Consider the following 16,905-nt stretch of genomic DNA (forward strand, 5'->3'; position numbering starts at 1 on the left):
ACATATCAAGGAGACAGTCATGCAACGCGTCATCACTACGGATATTCCGCCCATCGCATCAACCGATACCCGAGCGCATCCACGTACCGCCGCGGTACTTTCCGCGCGAATGGACCGCTTGCCCGCCACCCGCTATATCTGGCTGATGGTGTTCCTCATCTCGCTCGGCGGGTTTTTCGAAGTGTATGACCTGATCTTCACGGGTTATATCGCGCCGGGTATGGCGAAGAGCGGCCTGTTGAAAACCACCACGGCTGCGTTCTTCGGTTTTCAGGGGATTGCGGGCTTTATCGCGGCCACGTTCGCGGGCCTCTTCGTCGGTACGTTCGGATTTGGCTGGCTCCCCGACCGTTACGGCCGCCGCGCCGTGTTCACGTTCTCGCTGCTGTGGTACTCCGTGGGCTCGGCGATCATGGCATTCCAGACCACGCCCGAAGGCGTCATTCTGTGGCGTTTCATCACCGGCATCGGCGTGGGAATCGAGATCGTGACGATCGACAGTTACGTCACCGAACTCGTCCCCCAGCATATGCGTGGCCGCGCGATGGCCTTCAACCAGATGGTCATGTTCGCCGCCGCGCCGGTGGCCGCGATCCTCTCCTACTGGCTCGTGCCGACCACCGTGTTCGGCATCGACGGCTGGCGTTGTGTCGTGCTCGTCGGGTCGATCGGCGCGATATTCGTGTGGTTCATTCGCCGCATCGTGCCGGAAAGCCCGCGCTGGCTCGCGTCACATGGTCGTGAGGAGCAAGCCGAGCGCATTGTCGCGACGATGGAGGCGAAGGCCGTGAAGCAGTTGGGTCGTGCGTTGCCGCCTCCCGCATCTGCCGTTGAACAGCCCGCGCATCGCCGTGCCTCGCTTGCCGAGCTGCTTCAACCGCCTTACCGTTCGCGTCTGATCATGCTGATCGTCTTCAACTTCTGCCAGGCGATCGGCTACTACGGCTTTGCCAACTGGGTACCGACGCTGCTTATCGGGCAAGGCATCACCGTGACCAAAAGCCTGCTGTATTCGTTCGTGATCGCGATTGCGCTGCCTGTCGGTCCCATGCTCGCCATGCTGTACGCGGACAAGGTGCAGCGCAAATGGCTGATTGTCGGCGGAGCGCTCGCGGTTATCGTGTTCGGATTGATGTTCGGCCAGATGAAATCGGTCGGACCTCTGATTGTGCTGGGTGTGTTGATCAGCCTCGCCGGGCAGGCGATCTCGGTGTGCTATCACGCTTACCAGTCCGAGTTGTTCCCGACCGCGGTGCGCTGCCGGGCGAATGGCATTGTGTATTCGGCCAGCCGTATTGGCGCCATGATGTCGGGTTTCATCATCGCCTTCCTGTTGCGTGACTTTGGCGTGGCAGGCGTGTTTACCGGCATCACCGTGTGCATGGCGGCCGTGATGATTTCGATCGGTGCTTTCGGCCCCAGGACCAACGGACTGCGGCTCGAAGAAATCAACCATTGAGCATTGAAAGGCGCGATTCATGGCATTGCGGTGGTCGTCGTCAATCGCCACGGCACCCTGTTTAGTCACACCGCCGGAGAGGTGACCCCGCTTACAATGCAAGGTGCGCTGAGACGGGAGGTTGCCCGCCCGCTTCGAGCTGTTCGGCACGAACCCCGAGACGTAGCGTCACAACCTTTTCCGTCGGACCACCAGCATGTATTCATCCACGTTCATTTTTGCCACGAAGCAATTCGACGACACGTTTCATCGTCTTGATCAGGAAATCGCGAAAGTCGCGAAGACGATACCGGGCTACCTGGGCGAAGAAACGTGGGAAAACAGCGCCAGCGGTTTGACGTCTAACGTGTATTACTGGCAATCGCTCGATGCGCTTCAAATGCTGATTCAGCATCCGGCGCATCTGGAGGCAAAAGCTGCTCAGTCGAACTGGCTGAACGGATACCAGGTGATTATTTCCGAAGTGATTCGGACCTATGGAGACGGCGCTCTCGAACATCTTCTCGGGTCGTCAGCAAAGAAATAACGCGACCACGCACGTGCCGCGGCCGTAAATTCCCGCTCTTACCGATCTCACATCGCGCTCGCCGCGCGCACCTCCTCTTGTTATAATTCTTTCATCAAATCGAACAAAACATAACGCCCACCCACACATCGCGCGACAGGATCCCCATGCTGAAACCCGACCGCCTCCGCGCCCTTGCCGATGCGTTGGCAAGGCAAAACGTGATGCGCCTGCGCGACGCCGCCGGCTTGCTGGGCGTTTCGGAAATGACTGTCCGGCGCGACATCGCAGGCAGTCCGGAACGTTTCACGTATCTTGGCGGCTATATCGTCAGCGCGACCGACGTACCCAATAACGCCGGCTACTCACTCGAAGAAGAAAAGGATCACTTCGCGCAGGCAAAGGCCGAAGCGTCGGCGGTCGCGGCGGGACTTATCGGCGATAACGAAACGCTGTTCATCGATTGCGGCACGACACTCACCACGCTGGCCCGGCTGATTCCGGTCGAGCGGCACGTCACGGTGGTGTGCTATTCGCTGAATGTCGCGGAGATTCTGCGGCGCAAACCGAATGTACGAATGATTCTGCTGGGCGGCGTCTACGTGCCCTCGTCAGATTCGTTCGCGGGTGAAGAAAGTCTGGAGATGCTGCGCCGCATGGGGATCAACAAGGCGTTCATTTCCGCCGGCGGCGTGGACACTGCGCGCGGCGTCACCTGCTGGAATTTCCATGAGGTCGCGCTCAAGCAGGCAGCCATGGCAAGCGCGGTCGAACGGCATCTGGTGGTGGATCAGAGCAAGTTAGGCGTAGTCAAGGCGGTGCGCTTCTCGCAAGTCGACGACTTCGATTCCATCATCACCGAGAAAGGCCAGGAGCACCGCAAGCGCCGATAAGCGCACTTGCGGCCCGTGCAGCGCGGGCCGCGACCGCGCAACGCACAGGCCGCAGCCCGGTCTTCAATTCTTGCGCTGCAAGGCGAAGAGCGTACCGGCGATCAGAATGAATGCGCCAATAATCACCTTCTGCCAGGTGCTCGGCACACCCACCAGAATCAGCACGCTGTTGATCAGCGTGACGAGCACCACGCCGAGCAACGTGCCGGCGACCGTGCCGGTGCCGCCCGTAATACGCGCGCCGCCCAGAATCACCGCGGCGATCACGTCGAGTTCCGAGCCCACCAGATCGAACGGATTCGCAAGCCGGTTGTTCGACACGTGCAGAATCCCTGCAATGCCGGCGAGCATGCCGGTATAGCCGAATACGAACAGATGGATCGCGCGCAGGTTGTAGCCGAGCCGTTCGGCAATCGCGAGGCTGCCGCCCATTGCATAAACGCCGCGTCCCATCATCGTGCGGTTCAACAGCCACCAGGTGAGCACCGCGGCCGCCACCAGCGCCACCACCGATACCGGCAACACGGCGCGCAAGCCGTCGGCGGTGTGATAGAAAAACAGCGGAATGCGGCCGAAATGATCCATGCTGTGCGGGATGTTCATGAAGAACGTCGTGCCGATAAACGTCAGCAGCAGCCCGCGATACAGATATTGCGTCCCGATCGTGACGATCAGCGAAGGCGCTTTCAGCCGATGCACCAGCAGCCCGTTGACCACGCCGAGTACGATGCCGCCGAGCGCGCCCGTGATCAGAATCAGCGCGAACGGCGCATCCGGCCACCACGCGAACACGGCTTTGGTGATGCCGTACATGGTCAGCGCGGCAATCGCGGTGAACGAGACGTCGATCCCGCCGGAGGCGAGCACCACGAGCGTGCCCAGCGCGAACAGCGACATCGTGGTGGCGGAGTGCAACAGATCGAACAGCGTGGCCAACTGGAAGAAGCGCGGATTGATCGCGCCGACAACCAGGCACGTCACCGCGATCAACGCGACGGTGAACCATTCGGGATTGCGCGCGAGCCTGGTCCGCAAGCTCGGCGGCTTGACCTCGGGAGCGACTTCGACAACGGTCGGGGTGGTCATGGTCTGGTTCAGGCGCGAATCGATGCGCGAGTTCATGAGTGGAAACGTCCTTTATGCGGCTTCGGAAAGCAACGCGTGATACAGATCGGCTTCGCTCAGCGTGTCGGCCTGGTATTCGCTTGCCACGCGCCCTTTCTTCATCATCAGAATGCGGTCGCAGTTCTGCAGCAGTTCGGGCAAATCGTCGCTGATCAGAATGATGCCGATGCCGCGTTGCGACAGCCGCTGCATGATGCGGTAAATAATGTCCTTCGAGCCGACGTCGACGCCGACCGTCGGTCCATGCAGGATCAGCACGCGCGGGTCGATGGCGAGCCAGCGGCCGATCAGCACGCGCTGCTGGTTGCCGCCCGACAGCGATTGCACGGGTTTGTCGACACCCGGCGTGGCGATCTGCAAATCCTTCACGGTCTGTTCCGCGAGCGCCTGTGAGCGCGTGCGGTCGATCTGGCCGAAGCGGTCACGCAGGCTGGAGATCATCGCGGTGATCACATTGTCGCGAATCGACTTGTCGAGAAAAAGCCCTTCATTCAGGCGGTCTTCCGGTACATAGCCGATGCGATGCGCTTTCGCGTCCGAGGGCGTGCGCAGTGAAACGGCCTTGCCGTCGAGCGTGACCTGCCCGGATTGAGCCGGCGCGACGCCCGCCAGCGCACGCGCGAGTTCGTTGCGCCCCGAATCGAGCAGGCCGGTAATGCCGAGAATCTCGCCGCCGTGCAGTGAGAACGACACATCGCTGAACTGGCCGGCGCGCGTATAACCTCGCACGTCGAGCACGACGTTGCGCTCGCATGCGCCTTCGCGATAACGCTCGCTCGACAGATGCCTGCCTGTCATCAGCTCGCTGATCTGCGCCTTGGTGAATTGCGCGATCGGCCCTTGCGCCATTTTCTGCCCGTCGCGCAGCACGATCACCTCGCCGCCGATCGCGTAGCACTCGTCGAGTTTGTGGCTCACGAACAGGACGGTGACGCCCTGCGCGCGCAGATTGGCGAGCACGGCAATCAGATTGTCGACCTCCTTCTGCGTGAGCGAGGTGGTGGGCTCGTCCATGATGACGAACTTGGCCTCGCTGGCAATCGCGCGGGCAATCGCCACGAGTTGCCGGGTGGCGAGCGGCAACTGCTCGATGAGCGTTGCCTGAAATTCCGCGCTGCCCGGCAGCCCGACCGCTTCGAGCGCGCGTGCCGCCGTGCGCGCCAGTTCGCGCCGGTCGAAGGTGCGGGCGAGCTTGCCCGCGTGCGTGGCCAGCTCCGAGGTGAGCGCGACGTTTTCGGCCACGTTCATATTGGGCAGCAGCGAAAGATCCTGATACACGGTTTCGATACCGGCAGCGAGCGATTCGAGCGCGGAGAGCCGCGCGTGCCGCACGCCTTCGATCACGAGTTCGCCTTCATCAGGTGGCTGTGCACCGGAGATGATCTTGATGAGCGTGCTCTTGCCGCAGCCGTTTTCACCCAGCAGGTGATAGATCTGACCGCGCTCGAACGACAGGCTCACGCCGCGCAGCGCATACACGCCGGTGAAGCGCTTGTGCACGCCGACAACCTGGAGAAACGGTTGCGGCGTGTCGGACTGCGGTGACTTCGGTGAGGTTGCGTCTTGATTCATGGTGACGAGTCGCAAGTTGAGGCGTCCCCTTTGGGGGACGCCGTGACACATGAAGCCAAAGCCCGATCAGAACGGATACTGCTTGTAGTTCGTCTTGTCGACGTTCACCCAGCCCTGACCGCGCACGATGATGCCCTTGCCCGGTCCTTTCGCGACCGTCACCTTCGTGTAGCCCGGAATGCCGAGATCGGCGCCGTTCTCGACCGTCTTGCCGTCGATCAGCAGTTGCGCGACCTTGTTCATGGCGATGCCCGCGAGCTTCGGATCCCAGAATGCGATGCCATTGATGGCGCCGCTTTCGAGGAACTTGCCGGCTTCAGTCGGCAGGCCCGTGCCGTACACGCAGATCTTGCCCTGCATACCCGCCTCTTCCACCGCCCGGCCAATGCCGATCACGTCGAGCGACGACGAGCCCTGGAAGCCCTTCAGGTCCGGATGCTTGCGCAGCACTTCCTTCGCGACTTCATAGGCGCGTTCGCCGTCGTTGTTGGTTTCGAGCTTCGGCTCGACCAGGTTCATCTTCGGATACTTGGCCTTGGCGTTGCCGATGCCGCCGTCCGCCCACTGCACCTGCGAGCGGCTGCCGAGCGAACCGACCAGCACGGCCCATTTGCCGTCGTCGTGCATGCACGAGGCGAGCCGTTCGTTCAGGCCGGCACCGTAGGCGGTGTTGTCGAACGCTTCGATGTCCACCATCGTGTTCTTGGCGTTGTCGGCTTCATGCGTGACCACCTTGATGCCGCGATCCATCGCTTTCTTGAGCGCCGGTTCGAGCGTCGGCGGATCGTAGGGCACCACGGCGATCGCCGTCACCTTCTTGGCGATCAGGTCTTCGATGATTTTCAGTTGCTGGGCCGCATCCGCCCGGCCGGGGCCGGTCTGATACGCGTTAACACCGGGGTTGTCCTTGGCGAACTGCTTCACGCCGTCGTCCATGCGGTTGAACCAGTTGATGCCGGTCACCTTGACGACCGTGACGATGGTCTCGTTGGTGGCAGCCTGCGCTGCGGCGATGACGCCAATCGTCAATGCGCCTGCTGCGAGCGCGGCACCCAGTCGAGTCAATTTCATGCGATGTCTCCTTTTTGGTTCGATGTCGCCCATTTCACCGTCGCGGACAGCCAGGGCTCGTTGTCCGCCGTGTACTGAAACCTTTGTCCGGCGCCCGCTAACGCTTGGGCGCCGCATTCGTCGAGGCACCTGCGCCCGCGCCGCCGCCGAAGCCGAAAATCGCGCGCACCCGTTCGCCGCCCGCAAACGCGAGCGACAGCAGCAACAGAAACCCCCACGCGCAATCGCCGAAGAACTGCGATACGCCCATCAGATTGAACAGGCTGGAGAGAAACTGCAGCACCGTCGCGGCGAAAAACACGCAGATGATGCGGCCGTGCCCGCCGGCGGGATTCACGCCGCCCATCACGGCAATCAGGATCGCGATCAGCAGATAGGAGTTGCCGTAGTCCCATTTCGCGCTGGACGTATGCGTCGCGCTGATCAGCCCGGCCAGCGACGCCAGCACGCCGCACATGGCATAGGTCATGATCAGCATCCGCGCGCGCGGAATGCCGGCATAGAACGCCGCTTTGGGATTGGTGCCCATCAGATACAGACGCAGGCCGAACGGACTGCGTTTGAGCAGCCAGCCCAGCACGATCACGGCCGCGATAAAGATGCAGAACGCGATCGGCACCTGAAACACCGTACCGTTACCGATATTCGACAACGGGTCCACGTAATCCACATGTACGGAAGCGCCATTGCTGAGCACCACCGCAAAGCCGGTGAACAGCAACTGCGTGCCGAGCGTGCAGAGAATCGGCGTGAGTCTGAGCCGCGCGATCACCACGCCGTTCAGTAGCCCGCCGAGCAGGCCCATCGTCACCACGATCACGCAGAAGAGCGACGTGTAGAGCGCGGGCGAGTCGTCGCCGCTGACGAAGCGCGGCACGATCAGTGCGGCGACCATGCCGGACAGATTGGCGAGCCCGACGCCGGACAGGTCGATGCCGCCGTTGCCCGACACCATGGAGAGCATGATGCCGAGCGCCAGCAGGCCGAGTTCGGGCAACTGCCCGCCCATCGACTGCAGATTGTCGATATCGACGAACTGGCCGTGCGAAAGCCACGTCGCGACGAGCACGACGAGCACGTTGACGATCAGCAGAAAATTCAGTTGCCGGTCGCCGAACAGTTTTCCAGCGGTGAACGTTGACTTCATGGTGACGATACGCTCCTTCAACCTTCGCAATCGATCAGGATGCCTGGGACATGCCGGCCGGCTGGTTCGGCTGCGTCGGCTGCTTCAATACCTGGTTCACTTCGTCGAGCGTCGGCATGGAAGGCGCCGTGCCCGGACGCGTCACGGAAATGCCGGCGAGCGCGCAACCAAATCGCAATGCGGTGACCGCGTCGTCGCCGCGCGCGAGCGCGGCCGCGAAGCCGCCTGTGAAGCCATCCCCCGCGCCGGCGGTTTCCACCACGCGGCCACAGTGGTACGCGGGCACGAGAATCGATTGCGTCGCCGAATGCAACAGCGCGCCACCCTCGCCCAGCGTAACGATGACGGTGCCGACGCCCTTGGCGAGCAGCACGTCGGCGGCGCGCCGGGCGTCGTCGGCATTCGCGATCGGCACGCCGGTGAGCGCGGTCGCTTCGGTTTCATTCGGGGTGATGTAATCGCACAGCGGGAAGATACCGTCGTCGAGCGGCAACGCGGGCGCCGGATTGAACACGGTGATGACGCCATGCCGGCGCGCCACTTCGAGCCCGCGCCGCGCGGCCTCGAGCGGCTGTTCGAGCTGCGTGACGAAAACACGGGCAGAGGCGATATCGGCTTCGATTGCGTCGACATCGGCGGGCTCCATCGTGCCGGCCGCGCCGGATGCGACGATGATCGCGTTCATGCCGGTGTTGTCGTCGACGAAGATATGCGCCGCGCCCGTCGAGACGCCCTCGATCACCGAGGCGCGCGCCGTGATGCCTTCCGCGGCCCACGTGGCGCGCGCAATGGCGCCGAACGCGTCGTCGCCGATGCGGGTGCAGAACACCACGTCGGCGCCCGCGCGCGCGGCGGCCACCGCCTGATTCGAGCCCTTGCCGCCTGGCCCCATCGCGAACGCCGAGCCCGCGATGGTCTCGCCGATCTGCGGCATACGGCCGGCGCGAAACGTCAGATCGGTCACATAGATGCCGAGAATGACGACGCGTCCGTTTTGTTGCGAAGACGTATTCATGCGCGTTCCCCTTGCTCCTGAACAGCCGGGTTCAAGGGAATGTCTTGCGGCGCCAGAGATGCGCGCGGCACCTCGGCATGGAACTGCAGATCCAGATTCTTCAGCACGTTGTCTCCTCCATTTTCTGGTTGGCGTGCATGTCGTTCAGAGTGTCGGTACGGCGGCCTGTCAGTCGCCGTACGGTATCCAGATGTTCTTCACCTGCACGGCCTGGCGCAGGAACGGCCGGCCTTCGCTCGAACGGTCGAACCAGTCGAACTGGCGGCCGTGATCGACGAATGTCCGCTTCAGATTGCCGATCGATTCGCGCTCCACCAGCGTCGAATCCGCCGCGCTGCCGAAGCACCAGAGCGCATCCACATCGTCGTGCTTGGCGAGCGCCGGTAGCAACGCGCCGCGTTCGCCGGTGACGATGTTCAGCACGCCACCGGGCAAGTCCGAGGTTTCGGCGACCTGATAGAAATCCGTGACCGTGAGCGGCGACGCCTCGCTCGGCACCACCACCACGCGGTTGCCCATGGCCAGCGCGGGCGCCGCCAACGAGACGAAACCGAGCAGCGGCGCTTCGTCGGGACAGGCAATGCCGATCACGCCGAGCGGCTCATGCATGGCCAGCGCAACACCACGCAGCGGCGGCGTATGCACGGCGCCGTCGAACTTGTCGGCCCACGCGGCGTAAGTGAAGAGACGCTGTACCGAAGCGTCCACTTCCGCTCGCGCCGCGCCCTCCGTCGCACCGTTTCGCACCATGAGCTGGCGCACGAATTCGTCCGCGCGCACGGCCAGGTTTTCCGCCAGATAGAACAGCACCTGCGCGCGATTATGCGTGCTCGCCTGCGACCACTTCTGCGCGGCGCGTGCTGCTTCGACCGCGTTGCGGATGTCCTTGCGATTGCCCGCGGCCACTTCGCCGACGGGCGTGCCGTCCGGCGCGTGAACCGGCAGCGAATAGCCGCTGTCCGGCCGCGCCTGCTTGCCGCCGATAAAGAGCTTCGCGGTGCGGTCGATCGATGCAACGTTGGACAATGGGTCGAGCGTGGCGGTGGCGCCACCCGCGCTGCCGTCCGGGTTGCGCGTTGTCCTGCGCTCCGGAAGATTGAGCCAGGCCCGCGGTTTCAGGTATTCGTAGATGCCCTCACGTCCGCCTTCGCGGCCATACCCCGATTCGCGATAACCGCCGAAGCCGACCGCCGCGTCGAACAGATTCGTCGCGTTGATCCAGACGACGCCGCACGCCAGGCGCGGCGCGACATCGAGCGCGCGGCCGATGGTTTCGCTCCACACGCTCGCGGCGAGTCCGTAGCGCGAGTTGTTGGCGAGCGCAATCGCTTCGTCGGGCGTGCGAAAGCTCATCGTCACCAGCACCGGTCCGAAGATCTCTTCCTGCGCCAGCGTGGACGCCGGCGCCACGCCGGTCACGAGCGTCGGCGGATAGAAGCAGCCGCCGGCCGGCAACGTCGTCTCGGGCGACTGCCAGACCGAGCAGCCTTCACGACGGCCGGTTTCCACCAGCGACTGGATGCGCTCGAGCTGCACTGGATCGACGATCGCGCCGAGGTCGATGCTCTTGTCGAGCGACGAGCCCACGCGCAGCGTCTCCATGCGCCGTTTCAGCTTCGCGATGAATCGCGCTTCGACGCCTTCCTGCACCAGCAGCCGCGAGCCCGCGCAACACACTTGGCCCTGGTTGAACCAGATCGCGTCGACGACGCCTTCCACCGCGCCGTCCAGATCCGCGTCGTCGAACACGATGAAGGGCGACTTGCCGCCGAGTTCGAGCGTCAGCGATTTGCCCGAACCAGCCGTGGCCGAACGGATCAGCCGGCCAACTTCGGTCGAACCGGTGAAGGCGATCTTGTCCACGTCAGGATGCTCGACCAAAGCCGCGCCCGTGCGCCCGTCACCGGTGACGACATTCAGCACGCCGGCCGGCAAGCCCGCGCGATGCGCGAGTTCGGCGAACAACAACGCGGTGAGCGGCGTGTATTCGGCTGGCTTCAGGACCACGCAATTGCCCATGGCGATGGCCGGTGCGATCTTCCACGCAAGCATGAGCAGCGGAAAATTCCACGGCACGATTTGCCCGATTACGCCGAGCGGCGCCTGGTCGGCGAACTCGCTCTCCTGCAACTGGGCCCAACCCGCGTGATGCAGAAAGTGGCGCGCGACGAGCGGCACGTCGATATCGCGCGTTTCGCGGATCGGCTTGCCGTTATCGAGCGCTTCGAGCACGGCGAACAGCCGGCTGTGACGCTGCACCATGCGCGCGAGCGCATACAGATGGCGCGCGCGTCCCGCGCCGCCCAACGCGAACCAGCCAGGCTGTGCGGCGCGCGCGGCGGCGACTGCGGCGTCGATATCGGCCGCATCGCCCTGGGCAATATCCGCGAGCTGCTCGCCCGTGGCGGGTGCGTGAGAGGCGAAGCGCTCATCGGTTGCGGGCGCATGCCACGCACCGCCGATGAAATGCCCGAAACTGTCCTCATGCTGCGCCAGCCAGGCGCGCGCGGGTTGATCGTCCTCGGGTGCGGGACCGTACTCCATCGATGAAAAATACTCGGCTACGCTCATGGGATCGGTCTTCTGTTCAGGCTACGGGGTGACGGTTGAAAGCGGAGTAACGGCCGCTCACGTAATGTTCGAGCTGGCGTTCGATATCGGCCAGCAGGCTCGATGCGCCGATCCGGAAGAGTTCCGGTTCGAGCCACGCACGGCCGAGTTCTTCTTTCATCAGGATCTGATACGACAGCACCGACTTCGCCGTCGACACGCCGCCCGCCGGCTTGAAGCCGATCAGCACGCCGGTGCGCTCCTGGTACTCGCGGATCATGCGCACCATGACGAGCGACACATCCAGCGTCGCATTGACGCCTTCCTTGCCGGTGGAGGTCTTGATGAAGTCGGCGCCGGCCATCATGCAGACCATCGAGGCGCGCGCCACATTCGACAGCGTGCGAATGTCGCCGGTGGCGAGAATCGCCTTCAGATGCGCCGGACCGCAGGCCGCGCGGAAGTCCCGCACTTCGTCGTAGAGCGCCTGCCAGTTGCCGGTCAGCACATATTCACGCGTAACGACGATATCGATTTCCCGCGCGCCGTCCGCGACCGAGGCTTCGATCTCTCTCAGCTTCAGTGGATGCGGAATCAGCCCGGCGGGGAAACCCGTGGAGACCGCCGCAACCGGAATGCCGCTGCCGTGCAGCGCATCGACTGCCGCCGCAACGAAGCGGTGATAGACACACACCGCGCCCGTCGTGATGCCTTGCGGCGCAATGCCGAGCGCTTCGAGCAGATCGGCGCGCACCGGTTGGCGCGCTTTCGCGCAGAGGCGGCGCACGCGCCCCTCGGTGTCGTCACCGTTGAGCGTGGTGAGGTCGATGCAGGTGATGGCCTTCAGCAGCCACGCCGCCTGTGCATCTTTCTTGACGCTGCGACGCGTGCCGAGTGTGGCGGTGCGCCGTTCCACGGCCGACTGATTGACGCGCAGGCCGTCGAGCCACGAGGCGTCGAACGGCATGCCGGGATTGCGCACCGGATGGACGAGCGGTGTGCCGCGCAGCGCGACGACCGAGGAAGACTGCAATGGAGCTTCTGGCATAAGACATCCGAAAATATGATGCGACGCACAACAGCCGCCGGCAATTTGTTCGCACTTATGCTACAACGATTGATAGAATCATAACAAGCTTTGCGAGCAATCATGACATCAACAAGCGGATAAACGCGCTTGGTGCCCGCCAATGTTATTGACGCACCATATTCATGATGCGAAGATCACAACACGGTTGTCGGCCGGCTAGCGTTAGATAAAGAAAAGAATGTCGTCGCGTGGACGAAGGAGACATGCCAGATGAGTGAGCCGGTTGCGGTCGCGGCCGCGTCATCGCCTCAGGTTCCATTGATCCGTGTTGCGGGCGTCACCAAGCGATTTGGCGGCGTGCAAGCGCTGCGCGGCGTCAACCTCGAAGTGTTTCCCGGTGAAGTCCATGCGCTGCTCGGCGAAAACGGCGCGGGCAAGTCCACGCTGATCAAGATCCTCAGCGGCGTGCATGCGTATGACGACGGCGTGATCGAAATCGCCGGCCAGAAAGTGGCGTTCGACTCGCCGGCGCAATCGCGCGATGCGGGCGTCGCCGTGGTCTATCAGGACCTGAGTCTCGTCGAATCGCTTTCCGTCGGCGCCAATCTCATGTTGGGCCGCGAGCCCCGCACACGCCTTGGCTTTGTGAAGAACCGCCAGCTCATGGCCACGGTCGGCGAATTTTTGCGCTCGCATGGCATCCCGCTCGATCCGAAGACACAGGTCGGTGCGCTGCCGTTCGCCTACCGGCAAATGACGGAGATCTGCAAAGCCTTGATGGGCGAAGTGCGGGTCCTGATTCTCGACGAACCCACTTCCGCGTTGACCGGCGGCGAAGAGCAGATTCTGTTCGACGCGATTCGCGCGGTCACGGCGCGCGGCGTGGGCGTGATCTATGTGACGCACCGGTTGAACGAGGTGTTCCGGATTTCGCAGCGCGTTACCGTGTTCCGCGACGGCGCCAATGCCGGCACGTTCGAGACTTCGAAAACGGATATGAAACAGCTGGTGGCCGCGATCGTCGGCTCCGGTCATGCCGCGTTGCAGGCACGGCAGAAGACTGCCGTGGGCGAAGGCGTGATTGCCGCAGAACCGGCCAAGGCATCGGCTGTCCACGACGAAGCAGCTGATGCCACTGCCGCGCCCGTGCTCAAGCTATCGAACGTCAGCAACGACCGGCTGCGTCACGTCGATCTATTGCTTCGCCGCGGCGAAATCCACGGGCTCGCGGGGCTGATCGGCAGCGGGCGCAGCGAGATTCTGCAAACCATCTTTGGTCTTCGCACGGTCGACACCGGCGCCATCGAGATCGACGGTCGCGCGCGTTCGCGCATCACGCCCGCCGAAGCCATTCAACTCGGCGTGGCACTGGTGCCGGAGGACCGTCATCTCGAAGGGCTCGTGCTCGATCATTCGATCGAACGCAATCTGACACTGCCGCGCCTGCCGCATTTTTCCCGCTGGGGATGGTTGCGCAGTCAGGCGGCTGTGCAGCAGGCAAAGCGCTCCATGAAGGAGCTGTCCGTCAAGGCGCCCGGCCCTTCCACCGCGGTCAAGTTTCTATCCGGCGGCAATCAGCAGAAAGTGGTGTTCGCGAAGTGGAACCACCCGCGCCCGCGCGTCCTTCTACTCGACGAACCGACGGTCGGCGTCGACGTGGGCGCGCGCGAGGAAATCTACGGCGTGGTGAACGACGCCGCCCGGGCCGGAACCGGCGTGCTCGTCGTGTCCTCCGACCTGGATGAACTCTTGCGCCTGTGCGACCGGATCTCGATTGTTGCGGACGGCTCGATCGTCAAGACGGTCGAGCGCGCCGAACTCGCCAACGCCGAAGCGTTGCATCACCTGATCCAACTGTCCCGTTCTTCCATCGAGGCGCAAGCAACATGAACGAATCCGTCTCGCCGCTGACGTCCGAACGGCAGGCATCGCCGCCGCAGAAAAGCCGTATGCGGCGCATCGCGCGAGCCCTGCTGCAAGGCGACCGGCCCTATGCGCTCTATGCTGCGTTCGCGATTCTGCTGGTGGTGTTCAGCTTCGCGTCGCCATGGTTCCTGTCTATCGACAACTTCCTGAATATCGGCCGGCAAACCGCGCTCGTCTCGATCATCGCGATCGGCATGACCTTCGTGATCATTGCGCGGCAGATCGATCTGTCGGTGGGATCCACGTTGGCGCTCTCGGGCATGTCCGCCGCGCTCGCCATGACCTATCTGGGCAACAACTGGGTGATCGGCGCGATCGCCGGGATCGGCACCGGCGCGATTGTCGGCGCGATCAATGGGATCGTGACCACGCGCGTCAACATTCCTTCGTTTCTGGTCACGCTCGGCACATTGAGCGCCGCGCGCGGACTCGCGCTGATGGTCACGACCACCAAGCCCGTGATCATCGACAACGACTCGTTTATCGCGATCTTCGGCGAAGGCGACATTTTCGGCGTGCCGGTGCCGATCATCTGGACGCTGCTCGCCGTGATCGCGGGCATTCTGCTGCTGCACTACAGCGTGTTCGGACGGCAGATCTATGCGGCGGGCGGCAATCCGACCGCCGCGCTCTATTCGGGCATCAACACGCGGCGCGTGACCACCCTCGCCTTCATTCTCACCGGCATGCTGGCCGGGCTCGCCGCGCTCGTGCTTTCCGCCCGCTCGCACGCGGCGCGGCCCGATGTGGTGCAAGGCATGGAACTGGATGTGATCGCCTCCGTCACGCTCGGCGGGTGCAGTCTGTTCGGCGGCCGCGGCTTCGTGCTGGGGACGCTGCTTGGCAGTCTGATCATCGGCACGCTGAATAACGGACTGGTGCTGCTCGGCGTCAGTTCGTCGCTGCAACTGGTGATCAAGGGCGTGATCATCGTCGCGGCGGTTGCGTTTACCAGGAAGTAGCGAGCGGTAGCGCAGTAATGCCGTCACGGCGACCGCTCGCGAGCAGACGTAGTTCGGACGTGAAGCACAGACATGAAGACCAACGGAGGAGAGACATGAAACAACATCGTGGTTCAAGCAAAGCGTTAGCCAGTGTCATGGCGGCGGCGGCCGTCGCATGTCTGGCTTCCTCGGGCGCTTACGCGCAGTGTGTGACCAGCCTGCCCACCGGATCGATCGGACCGAAGACGATCGTGGGGCAAGGGCCGAACGGCGAAAAAGCCGCGTCGGTGGATGCCGTGAAGCTGACCGACGCCGACATCGCCAGGATCAAAGCCGGCAAATTCAAGGTCGGCATTTCCATGCAGACCATGAATCTCGACTGGTCGCAACTGCAGGTGCAAGGCATTACCGATACGCTGAAAAAATACGGCGTGGAAGTGATCGGTACGGCCTCCGCTGAGTATCAGGTCGACAAGCAGATCGCCGATATCGAGAATACGATCCAGCGCCATCCGGACGGCATCATCTCGATTCCGGTGGACGGCACGGCAACGGCCGCCACCTACAAGAAGGTGTCCGCGGCCGGCATCAAACTCGTGTTCATGGACAACGTGCCAACCGGCCTGAAGCATCCCGAGCAATACGCCGCGATGATCTCGGCGGACAGCGAAGGCAACGGCCAGATCGCGGCGAAAGTGCTTGCCTCGTGCGTGCCGCAAGGCGCGACGGTCGGGCTCGTGAATTTCGGCGTGGACTACTTCAGCACGACCGAGCGCACCAAGGCCGTCAACGACTGGCTGAAGAAGAATCGCCCGGACATCAAGATCAAGCAGGTCGCTTTCACGGACCCGTCGAAAGTCGGGCAGATCGCGGGCGACTTCCTGACCGGCAATCCGGACGTGAAGGGGCTCTTCGCTGTCTGGGATCAACCGGCACTGGACACGCTCACCTCGATGCGCGCACAAGGCGTGACGATTCCCGTGACGACGGTCGACCTCGGCCTGCAATCCGCGATCGAGATCGCCAAGGGCGGGCCGCTCAAGGCCACCGGCTCGCAACGTCCGTACGACCAGGGCGTAGCCGAAGCGCTGGCGATGATGAAGGCGCTCATCGGCCAGACCCCGCCGGCGTGGATCGGCGTGCAGTCTTTGCCGGTGGTTCAGTCGAACGTGCTCGAGTCGTATAAGACGGTATTCAAGAAAGACCCGCCGCCCCAGCTTGCCGACGCCTGCAAGAAGGCCAAGCCGGCTTGCGGCTGAGCGGGGCGAACCGCACCGCAGCATCGCGCTGTTCTCCTTGAGCGTCCGTGCGCCGGCGAGGCTGGCCGGCGTCGGGCGCGAATCGTGCTACTCGATAGACCTACCAAGTCGATTCGAACAAGGAGAAAAGATGACCCTGCTCATTTATCTGGCTGGCTGGATCATTCTGATCGGCGGCGTGGCCTGGGGCTTGATGGCCATGCACGTCGCTCAACATACGATTGCCATCGTCGCCGTGATCCTGCTCGGCGTCGCGGTGATTACCGGTGCGACACGGGCTCGCAGTCGCGACCGTTCATAGCACCGCCGCCTTCCCTGCCGTGCGCGCCGGGCGACCCGCACCGGCGCCATTCCCGTTCCCGCCATCCGAACCGCGTCGGCTCCGTGCGCGCCATGCGAACCGCGCCGC

At 63.3% G+C, this 16,905-nt stretch carries 14 protein-coding genes; 7 read left to right on the forward strand and 7 right to left on the reverse strand.

The features are described 5' to 3' along the window. Window positions 1–19: 19 nt before the first annotated feature. The 3 genes from P0D70_RS07010 to P0D70_RS07020 all read left to right on the forward strand — a co-directional run bounded on the left by P0D70_RS07010 (window position 20) and on the right by P0D70_RS07020 (window position 2,857). Window positions 20–1,459, forward strand: a complete 1,440-nt coding sequence (locus tag P0D70_RS07010; RefSeq protein WP_408183876.1) for an MFS transporter — start codon at window positions 20–22, stop codon at window positions 1,457–1,459. A 196-nt stretch (window positions 1,460–1,655) separates the two neighbouring features. Then, window positions 1,656–1,985 (forward strand): antibiotic biosynthesis monooxygenase family protein, encoded by a 330-nt coding sequence (locus P0D70_RS07015; protein WP_408183877.1) that lies wholly within the window; start codon window positions 1,656–1,658, stop codon window positions 1,983–1,985. A gap of 146 nt (window positions 1,986–2,131) precedes the next feature. After that, on the forward strand, window positions 2,132–2,857 hold the full coding sequence (locus tag P0D70_RS07020; RefSeq protein WP_408183878.1) for a DeoR/GlpR family DNA-binding transcription regulator: 726 nt from the start codon (window positions 2,132–2,134) through the stop codon (window positions 2,855–2,857). Between the two features lie 63 nt (window positions 2,858–2,920). On the opposite strand, the gene P0D70_RS07025 is transcribed toward P0D70_RS07020, so the two are convergent. The 7 genes from P0D70_RS07025 to deoC form a co-directional block, all read right to left on the reverse strand. Then, a complete protein-coding gene (locus tag P0D70_RS07025; RefSeq protein WP_091808433.1) occupies window positions 2,921–3,979 on the reverse strand; it encodes an ABC transporter permease in 1,059 nt (352 codons plus the stop codon). Between the two features lie 15 nt (window positions 3,980–3,994). Continuing rightward, window positions 3,995–5,554: a sugar ABC transporter ATP-binding protein gene (locus P0D70_RS07030; RefSeq protein WP_091808431.1), complete on the reverse strand. Its 1,560-nt coding sequence runs from the start codon at window positions 5,552–5,554 to the stop codon at window positions 3,995–3,997. Between the two features lie 66 nt (window positions 5,555–5,620). Next, window positions 5,621–6,625 (reverse strand): autoinducer 2 ABC transporter substrate-binding protein, encoded by a 1,005-nt coding sequence (locus P0D70_RS07035; RefSeq protein WP_408183879.1) that lies wholly within the window; start codon window positions 6,623–6,625, stop codon window positions 5,621–5,623. A gap of 97 nt (window positions 6,626–6,722) precedes the next feature. Continuing rightward, a complete protein-coding gene (locus P0D70_RS07040; RefSeq protein WP_408183880.1) occupies window positions 6,723–7,772 on the reverse strand; it encodes an ABC transporter permease in 1,050 nt (349 codons plus the stop codon). 34 nt (window positions 7,773–7,806) lie between these two features. Continuing rightward, complete coding sequence (gene rbsK, locus P0D70_RS07045) at window positions 7,807–8,787, reverse strand: ribokinase (protein ID WP_408183881.1); 981 nt, start codon at window positions 8,785–8,787, stop codon at window positions 7,807–7,809. Between the two features lie 168 nt (window positions 8,788–8,955). Next, the gene (locus P0D70_RS07050) at window positions 8,956–11,358 is read right to left on the reverse strand and encodes an aldehyde dehydrogenase family protein (RefSeq protein WP_408183882.1); all 2,403 of its coding nucleotides are present in this window, start codon (window positions 11,356–11,358) and stop codon (window positions 8,956–8,958) included. 16 nt (window positions 11,359–11,374) lie between these two features. Beyond that, window positions 11,375–12,385 (reverse strand): deoxyribose-phosphate aldolase, encoded by a 1,011-nt coding sequence (deoC, locus tag P0D70_RS07055; protein WP_091808421.1) that lies wholly within the window; start codon window positions 12,383–12,385, stop codon window positions 11,375–11,377. A 252-nt stretch (window positions 12,386–12,637) separates the two neighbouring features. Here deoC and P0D70_RS07060 point away from each other — a divergent pair, with 252 nt between their 5' ends. The 4 genes from P0D70_RS07060 to P0D70_RS07075 all read left to right on the forward strand — a co-directional run bounded on the left by P0D70_RS07060 (window position 12,638) and on the right by P0D70_RS07075 (window position 16,797). Further along, complete coding sequence (locus P0D70_RS07060) at window positions 12,638–14,257, forward strand: sugar ABC transporter ATP-binding protein (RefSeq protein WP_408183883.1); 1,620 nt, start codon at window positions 12,638–12,640, stop codon at window positions 14,255–14,257. Beyond that, complete coding sequence (locus P0D70_RS07065) at window positions 14,254–15,255, forward strand: ABC transporter permease (protein ID WP_091808418.1); 1,002 nt, start codon at window positions 14,254–14,256, stop codon at window positions 15,253–15,255. Before P0D70_RS07060 ends, P0D70_RS07065 begins: the two co-directional genes overlap by 4 nt. 95 nt (window positions 15,256–15,350) lie before the next feature. Beyond that, the gene (locus P0D70_RS07070; protein WP_408183884.1) at window positions 15,351–16,496 is read left to right on the forward strand and encodes a substrate-binding domain-containing protein; all 1,146 of its coding nucleotides are present in this window, start codon (window positions 15,351–15,353) and stop codon (window positions 16,494–16,496) included. A gap of 130 nt (window positions 16,497–16,626) precedes the next feature. Next, window positions 16,627–16,797 carry a hypothetical protein gene (locus P0D70_RS07075; protein ID WP_408183885.1) on the forward strand — a complete coding sequence of 57 codons (171 nt, stop codon included), beginning with the start codon at window positions 16,627–16,629 and terminating at the stop codon, window positions 16,795–16,797. The last annotated feature ends 108 nt before the right edge of the window (window positions 16,798–16,905 follow it).

The sequence above is a fragment of the Paraburkholderia sp. RL17-381-BIF-C genome (genome assembly GCF_046026435.1).
In the GTDB taxonomy this organism is placed as follows: domain Bacteria; phylum Pseudomonadota; class Gammaproteobacteria; order Burkholderiales; family Burkholderiaceae; genus Paraburkholderia.

Coding starts and splice junctions, on each gene's coding strand:
- P0D70_RS07010 (WP_408183876.1), top strand. CDS start 20: ATGCAACGCGTCATCACTACGGATATTCCGCCCATCGCATCAACCGAT.
- P0D70_RS07015 (WP_408183877.1), top strand. CDS start 1,656: ATGTATTCATCCACGTTCATTTTTGCCACGAAGCAATTCGACGACACG.
- P0D70_RS07020 (WP_408183878.1), top strand. CDS start 2,132: ATGCTGAAACCCGACCGCCTCCGCGCCCTTGCCGATGCGTTGGCAAGG.
- P0D70_RS07025 (WP_091808433.1), bottom strand. CDS start 3,979: ATGAACTCGCGCATCGATTCGCGCCTGAACCAGACCATGACCACCCCG.
- P0D70_RS07030 (WP_091808431.1), bottom strand. CDS start 5,554: ATGAATCAAGACGCAACCTCACCGAAGTCACCGCAGTCCGACACGCCG.
- P0D70_RS07035 (WP_408183879.1), bottom strand. CDS start 6,625: ATGAAATTGACTCGACTGGGTGCCGCGCTCGCAGCAGGCGCATTGACG.
- P0D70_RS07040 (WP_408183880.1), bottom strand. CDS start 7,772: ATGAAGTCAACGTTCACCGCTGGAAAACTGTTCGGCGACCGGCAACTG.
- rbsK (WP_408183881.1), bottom strand. CDS start 8,787: ATGAATACGTCTTCGCAACAAAACGGACGCGTCGTCATTCTCGGCATC.
- P0D70_RS07050 (WP_408183882.1), bottom strand. CDS start 11,358: ATGAGCGTAGCCGAGTATTTTTCATCGATGGAGTACGGTCCCGCACCC.
- deoC (WP_091808421.1), bottom strand. CDS start 12,385: ATGCCAGAAGCTCCATTGCAGTCTTCCTCGGTCGTCGCGCTGCGCGGC.
- P0D70_RS07060 (WP_408183883.1), top strand. CDS start 12,638: ATGAGTGAGCCGGTTGCGGTCGCGGCCGCGTCATCGCCTCAGGTTCCA.
- P0D70_RS07065 (WP_091808418.1), top strand. CDS start 14,254: ATGAACGAATCCGTCTCGCCGCTGACGTCCGAACGGCAGGCATCGCCG.
- P0D70_RS07070 (WP_408183884.1), top strand. CDS start 15,351: ATGAAACAACATCGTGGTTCAAGCAAAGCGTTAGCCAGTGTCATGGCG.
- P0D70_RS07075 (WP_408183885.1), top strand. CDS start 16,627: ATGACCCTGCTCATTTATCTGGCTGGCTGGATCATTCTGATCGGCGGC.